This window comes from Gallibacterium trehalosifermentans, from assembly GCF_042433055.1.
GTDB classification, from domain to species: domain Bacteria; phylum Pseudomonadota; class Gammaproteobacteria; order Enterobacterales; family Pasteurellaceae; genus Gallibacterium; species Gallibacterium trehalosifermentans.
Map to the genome: position 1 here is coordinate 20448 of NZ_JBHLWB010000003.1, position 17252 is coordinate 37699.

General features: G+C 38.3%; 16 protein-coding genes and 1 riboswitch. Of the genes, 9 read left to right on the forward strand and 7 right to left on the reverse strand.

The window, feature by feature from the left end:
• Positions 1–7: 7 nt before the first annotated feature.
• The 4 genes from ACFFHK_RS03385 to ubiK form a co-directional block, all read right to left on the reverse strand.
• Positions 8–1516 (reverse strand): methyltransferase regulatory domain-containing protein, encoded by a 1509-nt coding sequence (locus ACFFHK_RS03385; RefSeq protein ID WP_382369379.1) that lies wholly within the window; start codon positions 1514–1516, stop codon positions 8–10.
• A 94-nt stretch (positions 1517–1610) separates the two neighbouring features.
• Positions 1611–2297: a metallophosphoesterase family protein gene (locus ACFFHK_RS03390; protein ID WP_382369382.1), complete on the reverse strand. Its 687-nt coding sequence runs from the start codon at positions 2295–2297 to the stop codon at positions 1611–1613.
• Between the two features lie 7 nt (positions 2298–2304).
• Positions 2305–3567 (reverse strand): multifunctional transcriptional regulator/nicotinamide-nucleotide adenylyltransferase/ribosylnicotinamide kinase NadR, encoded by a 1263-nt coding sequence (gene nadR / locus ACFFHK_RS03395; protein WP_382369385.1) that lies wholly within the window; start codon positions 3565–3567, stop codon positions 2305–2307.
• Between the two features lie 116 nt (positions 3568–3683).
• Positions 3684–3944 carry a ubiquinone biosynthesis accessory factor UbiK gene (ubiK, locus tag ACFFHK_RS03400; RefSeq protein ID WP_382369388.1) on the reverse strand — a complete coding sequence of 87 codons (261 nt, stop codon included), beginning with the start codon at positions 3942–3944 and terminating at the stop codon, positions 3684–3686.
• 87 nt (positions 3945–4031) lie between these two features.
• Positions 4032–4172, forward strand: a riboswitch (FMN riboswitch).
• Positions 4173–4390: 218 nt separating this feature from the next.
• Here ubiK and ribB point away from each other — a divergent pair.
• On the forward strand, positions 4391–5029 hold the full coding sequence (gene ribB / locus ACFFHK_RS03405; protein ID WP_382369391.1) for a 3,4-dihydroxy-2-butanone-4-phosphate synthase: 639 nt from the start codon (positions 4391–4393) through the stop codon (positions 5027–5029).
• 48 nt (positions 5030–5077) lie between these two features.
• Here the strand turns inward: ribB and tusA are convergent, their stop codons facing one another.
• Positions 5078–5317: a sulfurtransferase TusA gene (gene tusA, locus ACFFHK_RS03410; RefSeq protein WP_382369394.1), complete on the reverse strand. Its 240-nt coding sequence runs from the start codon at positions 5315–5317 to the stop codon at positions 5078–5080.
• Between the two features lie 73 nt (positions 5318–5390).
• Here tusA and pepQ point away from each other — a divergent pair, with 73 nt between their 5' ends.
• The 3 genes from pepQ to hemG are packed head-to-tail and all read left to right on the forward strand — an operon-like array spanning position 5391 to position 7857.
• A complete protein-coding gene (gene pepQ, locus ACFFHK_RS03415) occupies positions 5391–6713 on the forward strand; it encodes a Xaa-Pro dipeptidase (protein WP_382369397.1) in 1323 nt (440 codons plus the stop codon).
• An 8-nt stretch (positions 6714–6721) separates the two neighbouring features.
• Positions 6722–7333 carry a YigZ family protein gene (locus ACFFHK_RS03420; RefSeq protein WP_382369400.1) on the forward strand — a complete coding sequence of 204 codons (612 nt, stop codon included), beginning with the start codon at positions 6722–6724 and terminating at the stop codon, positions 7331–7333.
• 8 nt (positions 7334–7341) lie between these two features.
• Positions 7342–7857, forward strand: a complete 516-nt coding sequence (gene hemG, locus ACFFHK_RS03425) for a menaquinone-dependent protoporphyrinogen IX dehydrogenase (RefSeq protein ID WP_382369403.1) — start codon at positions 7342–7344, stop codon at positions 7855–7857.
• 65 nt (positions 7858–7922) lie between these two features.
• Here the strand turns inward: hemG and rpsT are convergent, their stop codons facing one another.
• Positions 7923–8186, reverse strand: coding sequence for a 30S ribosomal protein S20 (gene rpsT / locus ACFFHK_RS03430; RefSeq protein ID WP_066107914.1), 264 nt, complete (start codon positions 8184–8186; stop codon positions 7923–7925).
• A 286-nt stretch (positions 8187–8472) separates the two neighbouring features.
• Here rpsT and murJ point away from each other — a divergent pair, with 286 nt between their 5' ends.
• The 5 genes from murJ (at position 8473) to ispH (ending at position 15716) form a co-directional block, all read left to right on the forward strand.
• A complete protein-coding gene (murJ, locus tag ACFFHK_RS03435; protein WP_382369407.1) occupies positions 8473–10038 on the forward strand; it encodes a murein biosynthesis integral membrane protein MurJ in 1566 nt (521 codons plus the stop codon).
• 206 nt (positions 10039–10244) lie between these two features.
• Positions 10245–11183, forward strand: coding sequence for a bifunctional riboflavin kinase/FAD synthetase (gene ribF / locus ACFFHK_RS03440; RefSeq protein ID WP_382369409.1), 939 nt, complete (start codon positions 10245–10247; stop codon positions 11181–11183).
• A 141-nt stretch (positions 11184–11324) separates the two neighbouring features.
• Complete coding sequence (gene ileS / locus ACFFHK_RS03445) at positions 11325–14144, forward strand: isoleucine--tRNA ligase (protein WP_382369412.1); 2820 nt, start codon at positions 11325–11327, stop codon at positions 14142–14144.
• A 127-nt stretch (positions 14145–14271) separates the two neighbouring features.
• Positions 14272–14772: a signal peptidase II gene (gene lspA / locus ACFFHK_RS03450; protein ID WP_382369415.1), complete on the forward strand. Its 501-nt coding sequence runs from the start codon at positions 14272–14274 to the stop codon at positions 14770–14772.
• On the forward strand, positions 14772–15716 hold the full coding sequence (gene ispH, locus ACFFHK_RS03455) for a 4-hydroxy-3-methylbut-2-enyl diphosphate reductase (protein ID WP_382369935.1): 945 nt from the start codon (positions 14772–14774) through the stop codon (positions 15714–15716). The genes lspA and ispH overlap by 1 nt, the downstream gene beginning before the upstream one ends.
• Positions 15717–15768: 52 nt before the next feature.
• Here the strand turns inward: ispH and gnd are convergent, their stop codons facing one another.
• The gene (gene gnd / locus ACFFHK_RS03460; protein WP_382369418.1) at positions 15769–17223 is read right to left on the reverse strand and encodes a decarboxylating NADP(+)-dependent phosphogluconate dehydrogenase; all 1455 of its coding nucleotides are present in this window, start codon (positions 17221–17223) and stop codon (positions 15769–15771) included.
• Positions 17224–17252: the final 29 nt, after the last annotated feature.

A 17252-nucleotide genomic window follows, 5' to 3' on the forward strand; every position in this document is an offset into this window, starting at 1 on the left:
TTAATGCTTATTCTACGGTAGGTATATTCATATAGTTCTTTTCAATAAAGAGTCTGATATCAGATACAAATTGATTTACATTATTTTTTTGCTGTTCTATTTCTTCTTTAGAGAGATCTTTCTCCATATTATTTAATAGAATTTTAGCTATATCATCGTCTGTTTTCGTACCGTCTAATAATTGGATCACTTGAGATTCTAAATTACCTAATTCCATAATAAATCCTTGGAAATTAGCTATTTTTATAATGGGTTGAGAAATATTCAACAGATAATTAATACTTTTTCTATAAGCTTTACTAACGTTAATTTTTTCTTCTTTTATGATCGCTCGATATTCTGTTGTTGCAAAAATAATATCTGTATAAATAAGATTAGAAATAACTTTAGAATAGAGTGTGCGTGTATCTTGATCTGCATAATATTTTTCAATGAAATCGCTTAACTTAATCATTTGGGGAAATTCTATTTTCAGATTATCCAAGATATTTTTTGTTAGTTCATCTTGACTTTCCACATTTCTATCTTTTAAGAAAATATATAAATTCTTAATATTTTCAATATGTAAATCTTTAGAAATATGAATTTTTTCTTTATTTCGTGCGTGTGTAATAATACTACGCCTGAATTGTGTATTTTTCATAAAATCATAATATTGTTCTTTATGAAGAATATTATCGCCACATTCATTGGTTAAAAGCGTTTCGATTTCAGGGTTATTAAAGACAGGGAAGGTCAAACTTAAATCAGAATCAGAGATATAGGCTAGGTCAAATTGTTGTAATCGCTTATCAAATTCATAGAGATACATTGGGTGATTATAAGCTTCATAATACTCATGATAGATATAATAGTCGTCTTTTTTACGTATAAATTCTGCATATTCTTTTATATCTTCATCTAAAATAGAATGCTTCTCTAAAAATTCTAATGCACCTTTTCCGTAGCTGACTTTATCTTTGATACCGATTGTAATATCTTGTTGTTGAAGCATTTTAACGCGTAATTGCATAATATCTTTTAATACTTCAATTTTTTTCCAACCTGGGTAAGTATTATAAGAAATGATAGCAGAACCATTTTCTGCAAGATGATGATGGATAACGTCAAGAATTTTATCTTGTACTATTTCTGATACCCAACTAAACACCCCATGACAAATAATATAATCAAATTTACCAAAGCTATGATCGAAATCCATCACATTTTTATGGTACAGCTTGATATTTTTTAACCCTAAATATTCAATTAATTTTTGCCCTTCTTGAATTTGATGTTCGGATAGATCAATACCAATAACTTCTGCATTTGGGTTTGCTAACGCAAAAGATAAAATATTTCCGCCATAGGAACAGCCTATCTCAAGGACTCTCGCAGTGCTGAGGGGGGGGGTATCAAAGCCAAAAAGAGATAGAATTGTTTTTTGTCTATCTGGTTGGGTGTAGGCAAATGGTTTTGATGGATAAGGTAATCCATCATAATCTTTCAATGTCCGTTGAAAATCAGTATTCATCATTTTTCTAAAAACTTCATTAAAAAGTAAGGAATACTATCTTAAATAGTTACTTTTCCTTAAGCTTGAGTAAATAAATGTTTCTAGATGTATATTATTATCGATCGTCTATCCCGATCAAGAGGTAATTCCCATTTATATCACTTAAACTACGAAAACCGATATTAAAAATTTGGTAAGGACGTATCCGACTTTTCAGTTGGGTATAATCAAAATTATCATGGTGATGACCGTGAAAGATTTTTTTAACTCCCATACTTTCAGCTAATTGATTGATCGCTGCAAATCCAGAAGGGTGTGGCTTAGGTGCTTCATGGCAGATGAGAATATCAGCTTGTTGTGTAGCAAGCGTATCAATATCAGAAGGAAAAATAGATGTACGATGACGTAGTGGTAAACCGCCTCGCCAAATTTTATCTTGAGTACAATATTGGCAATAATGAATAGGATCAAAGAATAAAGGTTTATTTGGTGGCATCCAAATTTGCCCACGAAAAACACCCCCTAATCCTGCAATTTTTATACCTTCAATTTCAGCCACACGCCCATGTAAATTCCGTTGCTGCCATTTACTTCCCCAAAGTGCTTCAAATGCGGCAACTGTTTTACTATCATGATTACCATGGATAAACCAAAGATCACAATATTGCGCCAGTTTATCAAGTTCTTTGCAGTCAGTGAGTTGTAAATCACCAAGAATAATCAGCGATATTGGCGTATTATTTTGGATAAATGGATAAAGGTGTTCAAAATATCCGTGAGGATCACCAGCAAAAAGTAGCATGAATTACCTATTTCTCCTTATCGTCAAATATCTCATAAACGGATTCATCATTTAGTACTCGTTCTACAATCTTTTTCACTTGAATATAGCGTTCTAAATAACTTGGTGATTCAATTTCAATATAAGGAATTTTATATTTTTCTAATAACTTCTTGAGTAGTTGTTGAAAACGTTGGCGCTGTTGTTGAGAGCCTAAACTACGTAAGCCATCACCGACCCATGCCGTATTATTATTTAATAAAATAGTAACATCAAAGGGATATTCCTTAATCATTGAGTCTAAAAATGGGTGTGCTTTACCCTCATATTGAATACAGAATGCTTGTGTTGTTATAAAATCGGTATCAATAAATGCAACTTTATGAGCGTGTCGTAACGCATAATCAACATAACGTTGATGACCTAATGCCATTAATGGATAGTCAGAATATTGCATTGCTTGCTCGTTCCCACCTAGTTTTTCAAATACAAATTCCCTACCATATTCCCAAGCAGAAGTTGTATTAAATACCGCAGAGAGTTTATTTACTAACATGGTTTTGCCACTACTTTCACCCCCGATAATAGCAATCGTTTTAGCAAAGAATGGACGAACTTCTTTGGGAATAAATTTCCAATATTGGAAAGGGTGATTACGAATTTTTGTAGCAGATACATTAAAGAATGCACGCTCAGGATCAACGAGAACTACATCAAGATGTAAATATTTTTCATATGGTTCTTTATCTTGTGGCTCACTGGAAAAAACAACACTAGGTGAAAAATGTTTCTCTTTAAAGAGGTTTTTGACACGATCTGACCAATCTTGCCAACCATTGGGATAGGTAGCAATTCCATCTTCAACTAGATGATGGATAAAAATTTGTTTTTGCTGATATTTAAAAATCTGCTGTATCCAACGTAGGCGATCTTGTTCGGTTGGCATTTTTTTCATTTTACTGTCATAAAACAGTTTTAAATCGCGTTCCGTATCGGTACAAACAACCACGTGCAGCTCATCTACCTTACTAAAAGCTTCATAAATCATATTAATATGACCAGTATGTACAGGATAGAACTTGCCGAAAATCACACCGACTTGCTTATTTTGTGTATTAGAAATTTGTAAAGCGTGATGGATTGCATTGAGCTTTTTTGCACTTGGATTTTGAATTTTACCACCCACAAGTTGGTTGTAATAAGCACGAGTAATTTGAGCTTTTTCGCAGACTTCTGCGACTTTCATACCTAATTGTTTACGTTTTTGCTGTAAATAAAGAAAATCAGTCATATTATGCTCCTTTAATGGGGAGCATAATACGCAACAAATTAGGCATTGTCATTAGTCTTATGTTATCTATATAAGCTATATCAAAAATTAATTTTCCAATAAACGTCTTGTATATGCTACGTTTTTGGCTGCTCATCTTTTTGTTGTAATAACGCATCAACTCGTGCTTCTAATGCCATGAGTTTCTCACGGGTACGTAATAAAACTTGTGTTTGTACGTCAAATTCTTCACGCGTTACTACATCTAATTTAGTAAGTTGCGCTTGTAAAACCTGCTTAATTTTATTTTCAATATCACTACCAAGATCTTGTAAGCCTTTTGGCAGGGTATTTTGTACTTGTTGAATAATTTCTTCGATTTTTTTCGGATTTAACATAAGCACCTCATTATTTTTGCGCCAACATTGTATGAGAAAAACTTGGAATTTACTAGGCAACGGAAATTTTTTCTTTTATACTGCACAACGCATTCTCAGGGCGGGGTGAAACTCCCCACCGGTGGTAAGCGTCAGTAAGCCCACGAGCGTTCGTATTTGATATGAAGTCAGCAGATTTGGTGAAAATCCAAAGCCGACAGTGATAGTCTGGATGGTAGAGAACTGCGGTATTCCTAAGATAGAAAACAGGATTTTTTTGTTATTACGCAAAAATAAATCTTTCTATAATGTATTCATATATTCGATAATGTCTTATCAATATGCGATTAAAGTCTATATTGATAGCACTTGTCGCATATTGTAGAGAATTCATTATATTTTCTTCTGCCGTATTCCCATTAATCGCCCTGATTCTGGTACTAACAATTAACTAAGGATAATTTACCATGAGTCAGTCAATTCTTTCTCAATTTGGCAATGCCGAACAACGTGTGCGTAATGCGATTGCTGCATTGCAACAAGGAAAAGGGGTATTAGTGTTGGACGATGAAGATCGCGAAAATGAAGGCGATTTAATCTATCCAGCAGAAACTATTACGCCAGCCCAAATGGCAAAACTTATTCGTTACGGTAGTGGTATCGTTTGCCTTTGCCTTACTGATGAACTTTGTCAAAAATTAGCGCTTCCACCGATGGTGGAAAATAATACTAGTGTTAATCGTACAGCATTTACGGTTACCATTGAGGCTGCGCAAGGTGTCTCTACTGGAGTATCTGCACAAGATCGTGTTACCACAATTAAGGCTGCTGTTGCAGATAATGCAAAACCAAGCGACTTGCATCGCCCAGGACATATATTTCCTCTACGAGCTAATGATAAAGGCGTGTTAGGACGCCGTGGACATACAGAGGCATCAGTGGATTTAGCGGAACTAGCAGGTTTTAAACGTGCAGGTGTGATTTGTGAAATTACCAATGATGATGGTTCAATGGCACGCACTCCAGAGATCGTAAAATTCGCTTTAGCACAAGGCTATCCAGTCGTTACTATTGAGGATTTAGTGGCGTATAAGTTAAATCATTAATCAATAATGATGAAAAAGCCTAATGTGAATATGACATTAGGCTTTTTCTTATTTCCCTTTCTTAATCCAATATTGATAAGGTGTTGTCGCTGTTTCACTTTGCAATAAGGTATGTTCCATAAATTGGCAAAAACCAGGAATATCACGGGTGGTGGCGGGATCATCGGCTAAAATTAACAGAATCTCACCATTTTGCATTTCACGAATTTTTTTCCGCACTAACATTACGGGTTCAGGACAACGTAATCCTTGAGTATCCAAGGTTTGATTAATTTTCCATTCGGTCATATGATTGTTGCTTATTATAAATAAAGCAGTAATGATACTGCATTTTGCAACAAGATGGGATAGTGAGGAACCGATGAACCTATTATTTGCAACACATTTAGCTCGTATTCAAGAATTGGTGCGTGAAGCATTATCTTGCTGTCGTTTAGATGGCGTTTGGATTCACGCAGGACAAGCGACTCACTATTTTTTAGATGATCAAACCAAACCTTTTCGTATTAATCCTTATTTTAATTATGTTGTACCAATGCCACAGGCTGAGGGAAGTTGGGTCTTTTTAGATGGTTATAGCAAGCCACAGCTCTATTTTTATCAACCAAAAGATTATTGGTATTTTGTTGAGGCGTTACCAGAGGATTTTTGGTGTGATCAGTTTGATTGGCATGTTTTTACTGATACAGAGCAAGTAGTTACCTTTATTAATGACCGTAAAAATTGTGCCTTTATTGGGGAAGATGAAGCGTTAGCAAAAGCGTTAGGCTTTTTTGCTATTAATGATCGTAAGTTGTTGAATATTCTTAATTATTATCGAGCATATAAAAGTGAATATGAAATCACTTGCATCTTTCAGGCGCAAAAGCCTGCTTTATTGGGGCATCAAGCAGCGAAACAGGCTTTTGATGAGGGGAAAAGTGAGTTTGCGATTAATGCAGCTTACTTACAAGCCAGTGAACAATCAGATTTAAATGTACCTTATGGCAATATTGTGGCATTAAATCAACACGGCTCCGTATTACATTATAATCGTTTAGATAAACAAGTTCCGACCGAAACCAAGAGTTTTCTGATTGATGCAGGGGCAACTTATTATGGTTATGCGTCTGATATTACTCGTACTTATCAACGTGCGGAACATTCACTATTTCGTCAGTTATTGCAAGGAATGGAAACAATTAAGCAAGATATTATTGCCGATTTGCAAATTGGCTATAACTATTTAACTTATCATACGCAAATGCAACAACGTGTGGCACAACTGCTGCATGATACTGAATTAGTGAAATTACCAGCAGAACACATTTTTGATCTCGGAATTAATCGGGCGTTTTTACCACACGGTTTAGGGCATTTTTTAGGTTTACAGGTTCATGATATTGGTGGTTGGCAACAAAATAAACGAGGTGCGATTAAGCGTCCCCCAGAAGTGTATCCGAGTTTACGTTGTACTCGAGAATTAGCGGAAGGTATGGTGTTAACCGTTGAGCCAGGACTTTATTTTATTGAACTATTATTAGCACCATGGCGTACTCACGAATGTGCAAATAAAATTGATTGGCAAGCGATTGAATCCTTAAAAGCATTTGGGGGGATTCGAACCGAAGATAATATTGTGATGCGTGCTAGTGGTGCGGAAAATCTCACCGTGAAAATGCAGCAACAACTGCAACAATCATAAGGAACGTTATGCAGTATCCTGTGTTACAGCAAGCGGTGAATTTTAGTGAAGAGATTAAAAAAAGCCGTTTTATTACTTATCTCCAGCCAGTAGCAAATTTAGACGAAGCAAAGCAGTTTTGGCAACAGATTAAAGCGGCGCACCCTGATGCCCGTCATCATTGTTGGGCAACGGTAGCCGGTGCGCCAACTGACTCGCAGCAGTATGGTTTTTCTGATGATGGTGAGCCGTCAGGCACCGCAGGTAAACCAATGTTAAATGTCTTGTTAGGCAGTGGAATTGGTGAAATTTGTGCCGTGGTTGTGCGTTATTATGGGGGAATTTTGTTAGGTACGGGCGGGTTAGTGCGTGCTTATGGCAATGGGGTACAACAAGCCTTAAAATTAGCAACCACCACGATCAAAGTAGAGCGACAACAGTATCAATTAGTCTGTCAGTATGCACAATGGGCGTGGCTGGAGACGTTGTTGAAACAGTATGATGTGGAAATTGTGCAACAAACTTATACCGATCAAGTTTGTTTAGTCCTAGCGATTGCTCCTGAGCAGGTTGGTGAACTGAATACACAACTAAATGAACGTTCTGCGGGACAACTTGAATTACAACAATTAGAAACTTGAGAATAACTATGAAAACATTGATTTTATATTTAACCCATGATGGGCAGACACGAAAAATTGCGGAAGCCATTTCAGCACAACTTACGGGGCAATGTGTGATAGCAAATTTGACTGAGAATATGAATATTGATCTTATGCCGTATGATCGTGTGGTATTGGGAGCTTCTATTCGTTATGGCAAGTTTAATCCTAAGTTATACGCCTTTATTCGTGAGCATAAACAACAGTTAAAAGCCAAAAAAGGGGCATTATACACGGTGAATCTAACCGCACGCAAAGCGGATAAAAATACGCCACAAACCAATGTTTATACGCGTAAATTATTAGCGAAGATTGCATGGCAACCTCAAGTGGTTCAGGTGTTTGCTGGAGCATTATTTTATCCACGTTATACTTGGTTTGATCGCACAATGATTCGTTTTATTATGAAATTGACGGGGGGAGAAACTGATCCTCGAAAAGAAGTGGAATATACGGATTGGAAACAGGTTGCAAACTTTGCTCAACAGATTGATCAGTTATAAGAGAGATAATAAAAAAACCGCCAATTTTTAACGGCGGTTTTCTTTTAATTATGTCAAAAAAATCATTAAGCTAATTTTTTGATATGTGCAGATAATTTAGATTTGTGATTTGCTGCTTTGTTTTTGTGGATTAAGCCTTTAGAAGCCATTCTATCCACAACTTTTTGCATTTCAACGAAAGCTGTTTCTGCAACTGCTTTATCGCCAGCGGCTACTGCTGCATAAACTTTTTTGATATAAGTACGCATCATAGAGCGTTGGCTTGCGTTATGTTGACGGCGTTTTTCAGATTGAACCGCACGTTTTTTTGCTGACTTGATATTAGCCAAGGTCAAACTCCCAAAATTTCTAATTAATTACACTAAAAACGAAAGGCGTAAAATATGCCTATTTTTTAAGCCCTTGTCAATCGATTTATTGCCTGATGCCGAAATTTGCTTCGAGAGTAAGCAGTGGCAATGGTGTGCTTGCCTCAGTGAGACACAACCGAAGTAAGCCAAATAAAAGGCGGGCGAAATTTTACCAGTTTTTTCTGGGAGAATATAGCGTAAAAAGTAAAAATCTATACAATGAGCCGTAATTTTTACCACATTAAATAGAAAATGGCAGGTTATTTTGAGTAAAGGATTATTAAAATCGGGCATTGTCGTCAGCAGTATGACGCTGTTATCTCGTATCTTAGGGTTAGTGCGTGATGTCGTGATTGCTAATCTATTAGGAGCTGGCGTAGCGGCAGATGTCTTTTTATTTGCTAACCGTATTCCTAATTTTTTACGCCGTTTATTTGCAGAGGGTGCTTTTTCTCAAGCATTTGTCCCCGTATTAGCAGAATATCAAAAAGACGGTGATTTAGATAAAACTAGAGCATTTATTGCCAAAGTATCAGGAACATTGGGGGGATTGGTAACCATAGTAACGTTATTAGCAATGATTGGCTCACCAGTCGTTACTGCTATTTTTGGTACAGGTTGGTTCTTAGATTGGTTAAATGATGGTGCAGAAGCAGAAAAATTTACGCAAGCCTCACTGTTGCTAAAAATCACCTTTCCTTATTTATGGTTTATTACGTTAGTGGCGTTATCTGGGGCAATTTTGAATTCGATTGGTAAATTTGGCGTGATGTCATTTTCACCCGTGCTGTTGAATATTGCGATGATTAGTTCTGCACTGTTTCTGGCTCCACATCTGGATAATCCCAATCTTGGTTTAGCGATAGGGATTTTTCTTGGTGGATTATTACAGTTTCTCTTTCAAATTCCATTTTTAAAACAAGCAGGATTATTGGTGCGACCTCGTTGGGCATGGCATGATGCAGGGGTGAAAAAAATTCGTACGTTAATGATCCCAGCGCTTTTTGGCGTTTCTGTTAGTCAGATTAATCTGTTGCTAGATACGTTTATTGCCAGTTTCTTGATGACGGGGTCAATTAGTTGGTTATATTATTCTGATCGTTTATTAGAGTTTCCGCTTGGTCTATTTGGTATCGCAATTTCGACGGTGATTTTGCCAACGCTATCACGCCATCATGTACAAAATAATGATATGCAAAGTAATTTAGCCTTTCGCCAAACCTTGGATTGGGGCGTGCGAATGATTTTATTACTCGGTATTCCTGCTATGGTAGGCATTGCGTTGTTAGCTCAGCCGATGTTATTAGTGTTCTTTATGCGTGGGCATTTTGCATTAAGCGATGTACAAGCGACATCTTACTCATTATGGGCGTTCAATGCAGGTTTATTGAGTTATATGTTAATTAAAATCTTGGCGAACGGTTATTATGCACGTCAGGATACAAAAACGCCTGTGCGTTATGGGATTATTGCCATGGTGAGTAATATGGGCTTTAATTTATTAGCGATCCCATTTAGTTATGTTGGCTTAGCGATTGCGTCAGCGATGTCAGCAACATTAAATGCTTTTTTGTTGTATCGAGGATTAGCGAAGCAAGATGTTTACCATTTTTCTGCTAAAAGCTTGATCTTTTTTAGTAAAGTGGTGTTGGCAGCAGGAATGATGGGCGGCATATTATTTTATTTCACGCCGAGTTTATCTGAATGGTATGCGATGACCTTTGCTTGGCGAGTGATTTGGCTTACTGGCTTAATTGCTGTTGCTGCGGTTTGTTATTTATGTGTATTACTGATACTTGGTGTGAGAAAGAAAGATTTATTGGCACACTAATATGAATATTTTTCAGGCATAATTTAATCGCTCCAAGATTGACGTATTCATTACATTTTTGTTCAGTATATTTGTGAATGTACAACCTTGCGGATTATGTATCATGTGGAATAAGAAAAGGGATAGGTTCAAGTTTTACACCTTTTGACAATCTGCGTATAATACCCGCATTTTTTGTAACCTTTTTAATGAGCTAATAAGCAATAATGCAATTAATTCGTGGTCTTTATAATTTACCCACCTTTCCACAAGGTTGTGCGCTGACGATTGGTAATTTTGATGGTGTACATTTAGGGCATCAAACTATCTTGCAGCACCTAAAGCAAAAGGCAGATGAATTATCGTTGCCGACTGTGGTGATGTTATTTGAACCGCAAGCAAAAGAGTTTTTTCTCAAAAATAAAGCCCCCGCTCGTTTAATGCGTTTGCGTGATAAATTGACTTATCTGGCTCATTTTGGCGTAGATTATGTTTTTTGTGTCCCTTTTAACGCTGCATTCTCCCAACAATCCACAGATGAATTTATCCAGCATTATTTAATTAGTAAATTGCGTGTGAAGTTTTTGAGTGTAGGAGATGACTTTCGCTTTGGTGTAAATCGTAGTGGTAACTTTGCTACCTTACAGCAAGCAGGGGAAAAATATGGTTTTCAAGTCGAAAATAATCGTAGTTATTGCTTAGATGACTTGAGGGTAAGTAGTACAGCGATACGTCAAGCACTTGCTGAAGATAGGCTTGAACAAGTCAAACACATGTTAGGACGCCCTTATAGCATTTTGGGGCGTGTTGTTCATGGTAATGAATTGGGTAGAACAATAGGTTTTCCCACGGCAAATATCGGTTTACATCGGAATGTGATTCCCATTCAAGGCGTGTATGCTGTTGAAATTGGTCAGTCATCAGGTGAGCGCTATTATGGGGTGGCAAATGTGGGAAATCGCCCAACTATCAATGGGGTCAAACCATTATTAGAAGTTCATCTATTTGATTTCAAGGGTGATCTTTATGGGAAAACCTTAGAAATTTTCTTTAAAGCGAAATTGCGTTCAGAAATTAAATTTCCATCATTTGACGCTTTACGTGAACAGATTGCACGTGATGCAGAAAGTGCAAAAAATTACTTTCAACAAAATGATGAAAAATAGTCAATTTTTTTGATAAGTTTATTTGCATAGCGATCTAAAAAAGGCTATAAAGAAACGTTTTCAGGCGAAACTTTTGGTAACCAGAACCTCAAGTGAGCCAATCTAAATTTGATTTAACTTTTATTATTACGGAATAAACTCATGTCTAAAGAAACAACTGATTATAAAAGCACGTTAAACCTGCCTGAAACAGGTTTCCCAATGCGTGGCGACTTGGCAAAACGTGAGCCAGCCATGCTAAAAAATTGGTATGATAAACAGCTTTATCAAAAAATCCGTCAAGCAAGTAAAGGCAAAAAAACATTTATTTTGCATGATGGTCCTCCATATGCGAACGGAACAATTCACATTGGACACGCCGTAAATAAAATTTTAAAAGATATTATTGTTAAATCAAAAACAGCACTTGGTTATGATTCTCCATATATCCCAGGTTGGGACTGCCATGGCTTACCGATTGAATTAAAAGTAGAAGGGTTGGTGGGTAAACCTAATGAGAAAGTTTCTGCTGCGGAATTCCGTGAAGCGTGTCGTGCGTATGCGAAAGAGCAAGTCGAAGGACAGAAAAAAGATTTTATTCGTTTAGGGGTAATTGGGGATTGGGATAATCCATATCTCACGATGAATTTTGCCACAGAAGCAAATATTATCCGTACCTTAGGCAATGTAATCAAAAATGGTCATCTCTATAAAGGGTCAAAACCTGTTCATTGGTGTTTAGATTGTGGTTCTGCCTTAGCAGAAGCGGAAGTTGAATATTATGATAAAACTTCCCCATCAATTTATGTGCGTTTTAATGCGGTAGATGACGTAGCCGTATTAGCGAAATTCAATTTACAGCAAACAGGTGAAGGTAAGCTTTCAGCTGTTATTTGGACAACAACTCCTTGGACATTGCCATCTAACCGCGCGATTGCCTTACACCCAGAATTAGAATATCAATTAATTCAAGTGAATGGCGAGCGTTTAATCCTCAACACAGAGTTAGTTGACAGCGTGATGAAAGCGATTGGAGCAGAGGCTTATCACGTATTAGGTGTAGCGAAAGGGCAAGACCTTGAGTTATTGCAATTCAAACACCCATTCTATGATTACACGGTACCATTTATCCTTGGTGAACACGTAGGTAATGATGCAGGTACTGGTTTAGTCCATACTGCGCCAGATCACGGTCATGACGACTTTGTTGTAGGGCAACAATACCATTTACCAATGGCTGGATTAATTGGGAATGATGGTAAATTTAATAGCCAAGCGCAATTCTTTGCGGGGGAAAATGTATTTGATGCAAATCCTTTGGTGGTGAAAAAATTGGAAGAAGTGGGGGCATTATTAAAAGTTGAGAAGATCTCGCATAGTTATCCACACTGCTGGCGGCATAAAACCCCGATTATTTTCCGTGCAACACCACAATGGTTTATCGGTATGGATATACAAGGGTTACGTGCACAAGCATTAAAAGAGATTAAAAGTGTGCGTTGGATTCCAGACTGGGGGCAAGCTCGCATTGAATCAATGGTAGCGAATCGTCCAGACTGGTGTATCTCTCGTCAGCGTACTTGGGGCGTGCCATTAACTTTGTTTATTCATAAAGAAACGGAAGCACTACACCCTCGTACTTTGGAGTTAATTGAAGAAGTTGCGAAACGTGTTGAAGAAAAAGGTATTCAAGCGTGGTGGGATTTAGATATTAACGACGTGTTAGGGGAAGACGCTAAGGAATATCAAAAAGTACCAGATACCTTAGATGTATGGTTCGATTCAGGATCAACGTATTCTGCAGTTGCACAACATCGTGCAGAATTTGGTAATAATGAGGTTGATATGTATCTTGAAGGATCTGACCAACATCGTGGTTGGTTTATGTCTTCATTAATGTTATCAACCGCCACAGATAATAAATCGCCATATAAACAAGTTCTTACTCACGGATTTACCGTTGATGGGCAAGGTCGCAAGATGTCTAAATCAATCGGTAATATCGTTACTCCACAAGAAGTAATGGATAAATTTGGTGGTGATATTTTACGTTTATGGGTAGGGTCTGCGGACTATACGGGTGAAATTGCGGTATCTGATGAAATTTTCAAACGCGCAGCAGATTCTTATCGCCGTATTCGTAATACCGCACGTTTCTTATTAGCAAACCTCAATGGTTTTGATCCGAAACGTGATATGGTGCCAGCAGATGAAATGATCGTCTTAGATCGTTGGGCGGTTGCTTGTGCATTACAAGCGCAAGAAGAGATCAAACACGCTTATGATAATTATCAATTCCATGAAGTAGTACAACGTATTATGCGTTTCTGCTCCATCGAAATGGGCTCATTCTATTTAGATATTATCAAAGACCGTCAATATACGACCAAAGCGAATAGCCTAGCTCGTCGTAGTTGTCAAACAGCGTTGTATCATATTGCAGAAGCGTTAGTACGCTGGATTGCGCCAATTCTCTCGTTTACGGCAGATGAAATTTGGCAATATTTACCAGGTGAGCGTAGTGAGTTTGTCTTTACGGAAGAGTTCTATAACGGCTTATTTGCTCTCGCGGATAATGAAGAGATGAATGATGCGTATTGGCAAGAAGTATTAAAAGTCAGAGCAGAGGTTAACCGTGTATTAGAACAAGCGCGGAATGATAAAGTCATTGGTGCTGCACTTGCTGCCGAAGTAACCTTATACGCAAACCAACACTATGCAGATTTATTAGCAAAATTAGGCGATGAATTGCGTTTTGTATTGATTACTTCAAAAGCAGAAGTGAAAGCATTAACAGATGCCGATGTGGCAGAAGGGGAATTAAGCGGTTTAGCAGTGAAAGTAGTTGCTTCACAAGCAGAAAAATGTCCTCGTTGTTGGCATTATTCTGCAACAGTTGGACAAAATAGCGAACACCCACACCTCTGTTCTCGTTGTGTTGAGAATGTTGTCGGTGAGGGGGAAAGTCGTCAATTTGCTTAATTAGTGATAGCAATTCTTGAACAATTAATCGTGATCACTGCTAGGTTTATGACTTAGCAGTGATCCTTTTTTATTGTGAATAGGGCAAATGGTTTTATATAAAAAGCCCGTAATAATGAGTATCGTGATGAAACAAAAGCAAACAAACGGATTAATTTTTCTTTGGTTAAGTGTGCTGGCATTTGTACTTGATTTGGGAACAAAATGGCTAGTGGTAACCCGTTTTGAATTGTACGAAAGTATCAATATTTTACCGATTTTCAATTTAACATATGTCAGAAATTATGGCGCAGCATTTAGCTTTTTAGCTGATCATAGTGGCTGGCAAAAATACTTTTTTGTCTTCATTGCATTGGTGATTTCTGGGTTGCTGTTATTTTGGTTATGGCGTTCGCCACGCACAAAAGCGTTAATTAATAGTGCTTATGCGTTGATTATTGGTGGGGCGTTAGCCAATATGGTTGATCGTTTATATCACGGATTTGTGGTGGATTTTCTCGATTTCTATTGGCAAATTTATCATTATCCAGTATTCAATGTGGCAGATATTGCAATCTGTGTGGGAGCAGGGTTAATGATCCTCGATTATGTAAAGAATGAGAAAAAAGAAACAAAGGAAAGTGAGTGATGAAAATTATTTTAGCTAATCCGCGAGGTTTCTGTGCAGGTGTTGATCGGGCGATTAGTATTGTTGAATTAGCATTAGAGATTCATGGCGCACCAATTTATGTGCGGCATGAAGTTGTACATAATCGTTTTGTGGTTGAGGGATTACGTCAACGTGGGGCGATTTTTGTCGAAGAACTTAGTGAAGTGCCTGATGGGGCGATTGTGATTTTCTCCGCTCATGGCGTTTCACAAGCTGTTCGTCAAGAAGCCAAAGATCGCAATTTAAAAGTGTTTGATGCTACTTGTCCATTAGTAACTAAAGTCCATATGCAGGTTGCTCGTGCGAGTCGTAAAGGAACAAAAGCGATTTTGATTGGGCATAAAGGACACCCAGAAGTGGAAGGAACTATGGGGCAATATGATAACCAAGAGGGTGGGATTTATTTGATTGAGAATGTAGAAGATATTTTGAAACTCCCTGTGTCGAATCAAGATGATTTAACCTTTATGACGCAAACGACGTTGTCGATTGATGATACTGTAGAGGTGATTGCAGCACTGAAACAAAAATATCCTGCGATTCAAGGTCCACGCAAAAATGATATTTGCTATGCGACAACTAATCGACAACACGCCGTGAAAGAGTTAGCTACACAATCTGATTTAGTGATTGTAGTGGGTTCAAAAAACTCCTCGAATTCCAATCGGTTAGCAGAATTAGCATCACGCATGGGGGTAGCAGCAAAATTAATTGATGATGCAGCGGATATTGATCCAGCTTGGTTAGCAAATGTGAGGGTGATTGGGATTACTGCAGGGGCTTCCGCACCAGAGGTGTTAGTGCAATCTGTGGTGAGCCGTTTGTTAGCGCTTGGCGCTACAACCGTTGAAGAGTTAGCGGGGTGTGAAGAAAATACTGTGTTTGAAGTGCCAAAAGAACTTCGAATCACTGAGGTAGAGTAACAATATCGCACAGCAGAAGCTGTGCGATAGTATTTTAGAGGGCTAAAAAAGATTAAACATCATAAGTGGTTGATGCCGTGTTGCCACCACGCCCTGTCCAGTTGGTGTGGAAGAACTCACCACGCGGTTTGTCTTTACGCTCATAAGTATGCGCACCAAAGTAATCACGCTGTGCTTGCAGTAAGTTGGCCGGCAAGTTTTCAGAGGTGTAGCCATCTAAGAAGGTGATTGCCGATGCCATACACGGCATTGGAATGCCCACTTCAATCGATTTTGCCACCACTTTACGCCAGTCTGCCATTGCATTTTCTAAGATGTTTTTGAAATAATCATCAGAACCTAAGAATACAAGGTCTGGGTTGGCTTCGTACGCATCACGGATATTGCCTAAGAAACGGCTGCGGATAATACAACCCTCACGCCATAAAAGGGCGGTCGCCCCATAGTTAATATTCCAGCCAAAGTTTTCTGACGCTTCACGAATCAGCATAAAGCCTTGTGCATAAGAGATAATTTTGGAGGCAAGTAGCGCTTTGCGTACCGATTCAATCCAAACTTGTTTATCGCCCTCAACAGGTTGAATGGTTTTGTTAAACAGCTTCGCAGCGGCAGTGCGTTGTGCTTTAAATGAAGAAACGCAACGAGCAAACACCGACTCGGTAATCAAGGTGAGCGGAATGCCGAAATCAAGAGCGTTGATGCCTGTCCATTTACCTGTACCTTTTTGCCCTGCGGTATCTAAAATTTTCTCGACAAGTGGCTCACCATCGCTGTCTTTATAACCGAGAATATCCGTTGTAATATCAATCAGATAGCTGTCTAGCTCGGTTTTTTTCCATTCAGCAAAAATCTGTTGCATTTCATCGTAGCTTAAGCCTAGGCCCTCTTTAAGGAACTGGTAGGCTTCACAAATGAGTTGCATATCGCCATATTCGATACCGTTATGTACCATTTTAACGAAATGACCTGCACCCTCTTTGCCAACCCAATCACAGCAAGGCTCGCCTTTATCTGTTTTGGCTGAAATGGCTTGTAAAATTGGCTTCACATATTGCCACGCTTCTTCATTACCACCTGGCATAATCGACGGCCCGTGTCTTGCCCCTTCTTCACCGCCCGACACACCAGCCCCCACAAAGCGAATGCCTTTTTCCGCTAACGTTTTCACACGACGATTGCTGTCTGGGTAGTTGGAGTTACCGCCATCGATAATAATATCGCCTGCTTCTAAGTGCGGTAATAATGCGTCAATAAATTGATCAACCACCTCGCCTGCACGCACCATTAACATCACTTTGCGTGGTTTTTCTAATTTGGCAGCTAAATCTTCAAGGGAATATGCCCCAATGATATTCGTGCCTTTCGCCGCCCCTTGTAGAAATTCGTCCACTTTTGAGGTGGTGCGGTTATACGCCACCACTTTAAAGCCCTTATCGTTCATATTTAAGATAAGGTTTTGTCCCATTACCGCTAAACCGATAACGCCGATATCGCCTTTTACTGACATTTTGTTCTCCTGTTTTGTAAAATTTTATT

Coding starts and splice junctions, on each gene's coding strand:
- tusA (WP_382369394.1), bottom strand. CDS start 5,317: ATGACCGAATGGAAAATTAATCAAACCTTGGATACTCAAGGATTACGT.
- nadR (WP_382369385.1), bottom strand. CDS start 3,567: ATGACTGATTTTCTTTATTTACAGCAAAAACGTAAACAATTAGGTATG.
- ispH (WP_382369935.1), top strand. CDS start 14,772: ATGAAAATTATTTTAGCTAATCCGCGAGGTTTCTGTGCAGGTGTTGAT.
- ACFFHK_RS03385 (WP_382369379.1), bottom strand. CDS start 1,516: ATGATGAATACTGATTTTCAACGGACATTGAAAGATTATGATGGATTA.
- ribF (WP_382369409.1), top strand. CDS start 10,245: ATGCAATTAATTCGTGGTCTTTATAATTTACCCACCTTTCCACAAGGT.
- gnd (WP_382369418.1), bottom strand. CDS start 17,223: ATGTCAGTAAAAGGCGATATCGGCGTTATCGGTTTAGCGGTAATGGGA.
- ACFFHK_RS03420 (WP_382369400.1), top strand. CDS start 6,722: ATGCAGTATCCTGTGTTACAGCAAGCGGTGAATTTTAGTGAAGAGATT.
- ubiK (WP_382369388.1), bottom strand. CDS start 3,944: ATGTTAAATCCGAAAAAAATCGAAGAAATTATTCAACAAGTACAAAAT.
- ileS (WP_382369412.1), top strand. CDS start 11,325: ATGTCTAAAGAAACAACTGATTATAAAAGCACGTTAAACCTGCCTGAA.
- pepQ (WP_382369397.1), top strand. CDS start 5,391: ATGAACCTATTATTTGCAACACATTTAGCTCGTATTCAAGAATTGGTG.
- hemG (WP_382369403.1), top strand. CDS start 7,342: ATGAAAACATTGATTTTATATTTAACCCATGATGGGCAGACACGAAAA.
- lspA (WP_382369415.1), top strand. CDS start 14,272: ATGAAACAAAAGCAAACAAACGGATTAATTTTTCTTTGGTTAAGTGTG.
- ACFFHK_RS03390 (WP_382369382.1), bottom strand. CDS start 2,297: ATGCTACTTTTTGCTGGTGATCCTCACGGATATTTTGAACACCTTTAT.
- ribB (WP_382369391.1), top strand. CDS start 4,391: ATGAGTCAGTCAATTCTTTCTCAATTTGGCAATGCCGAACAACGTGTG.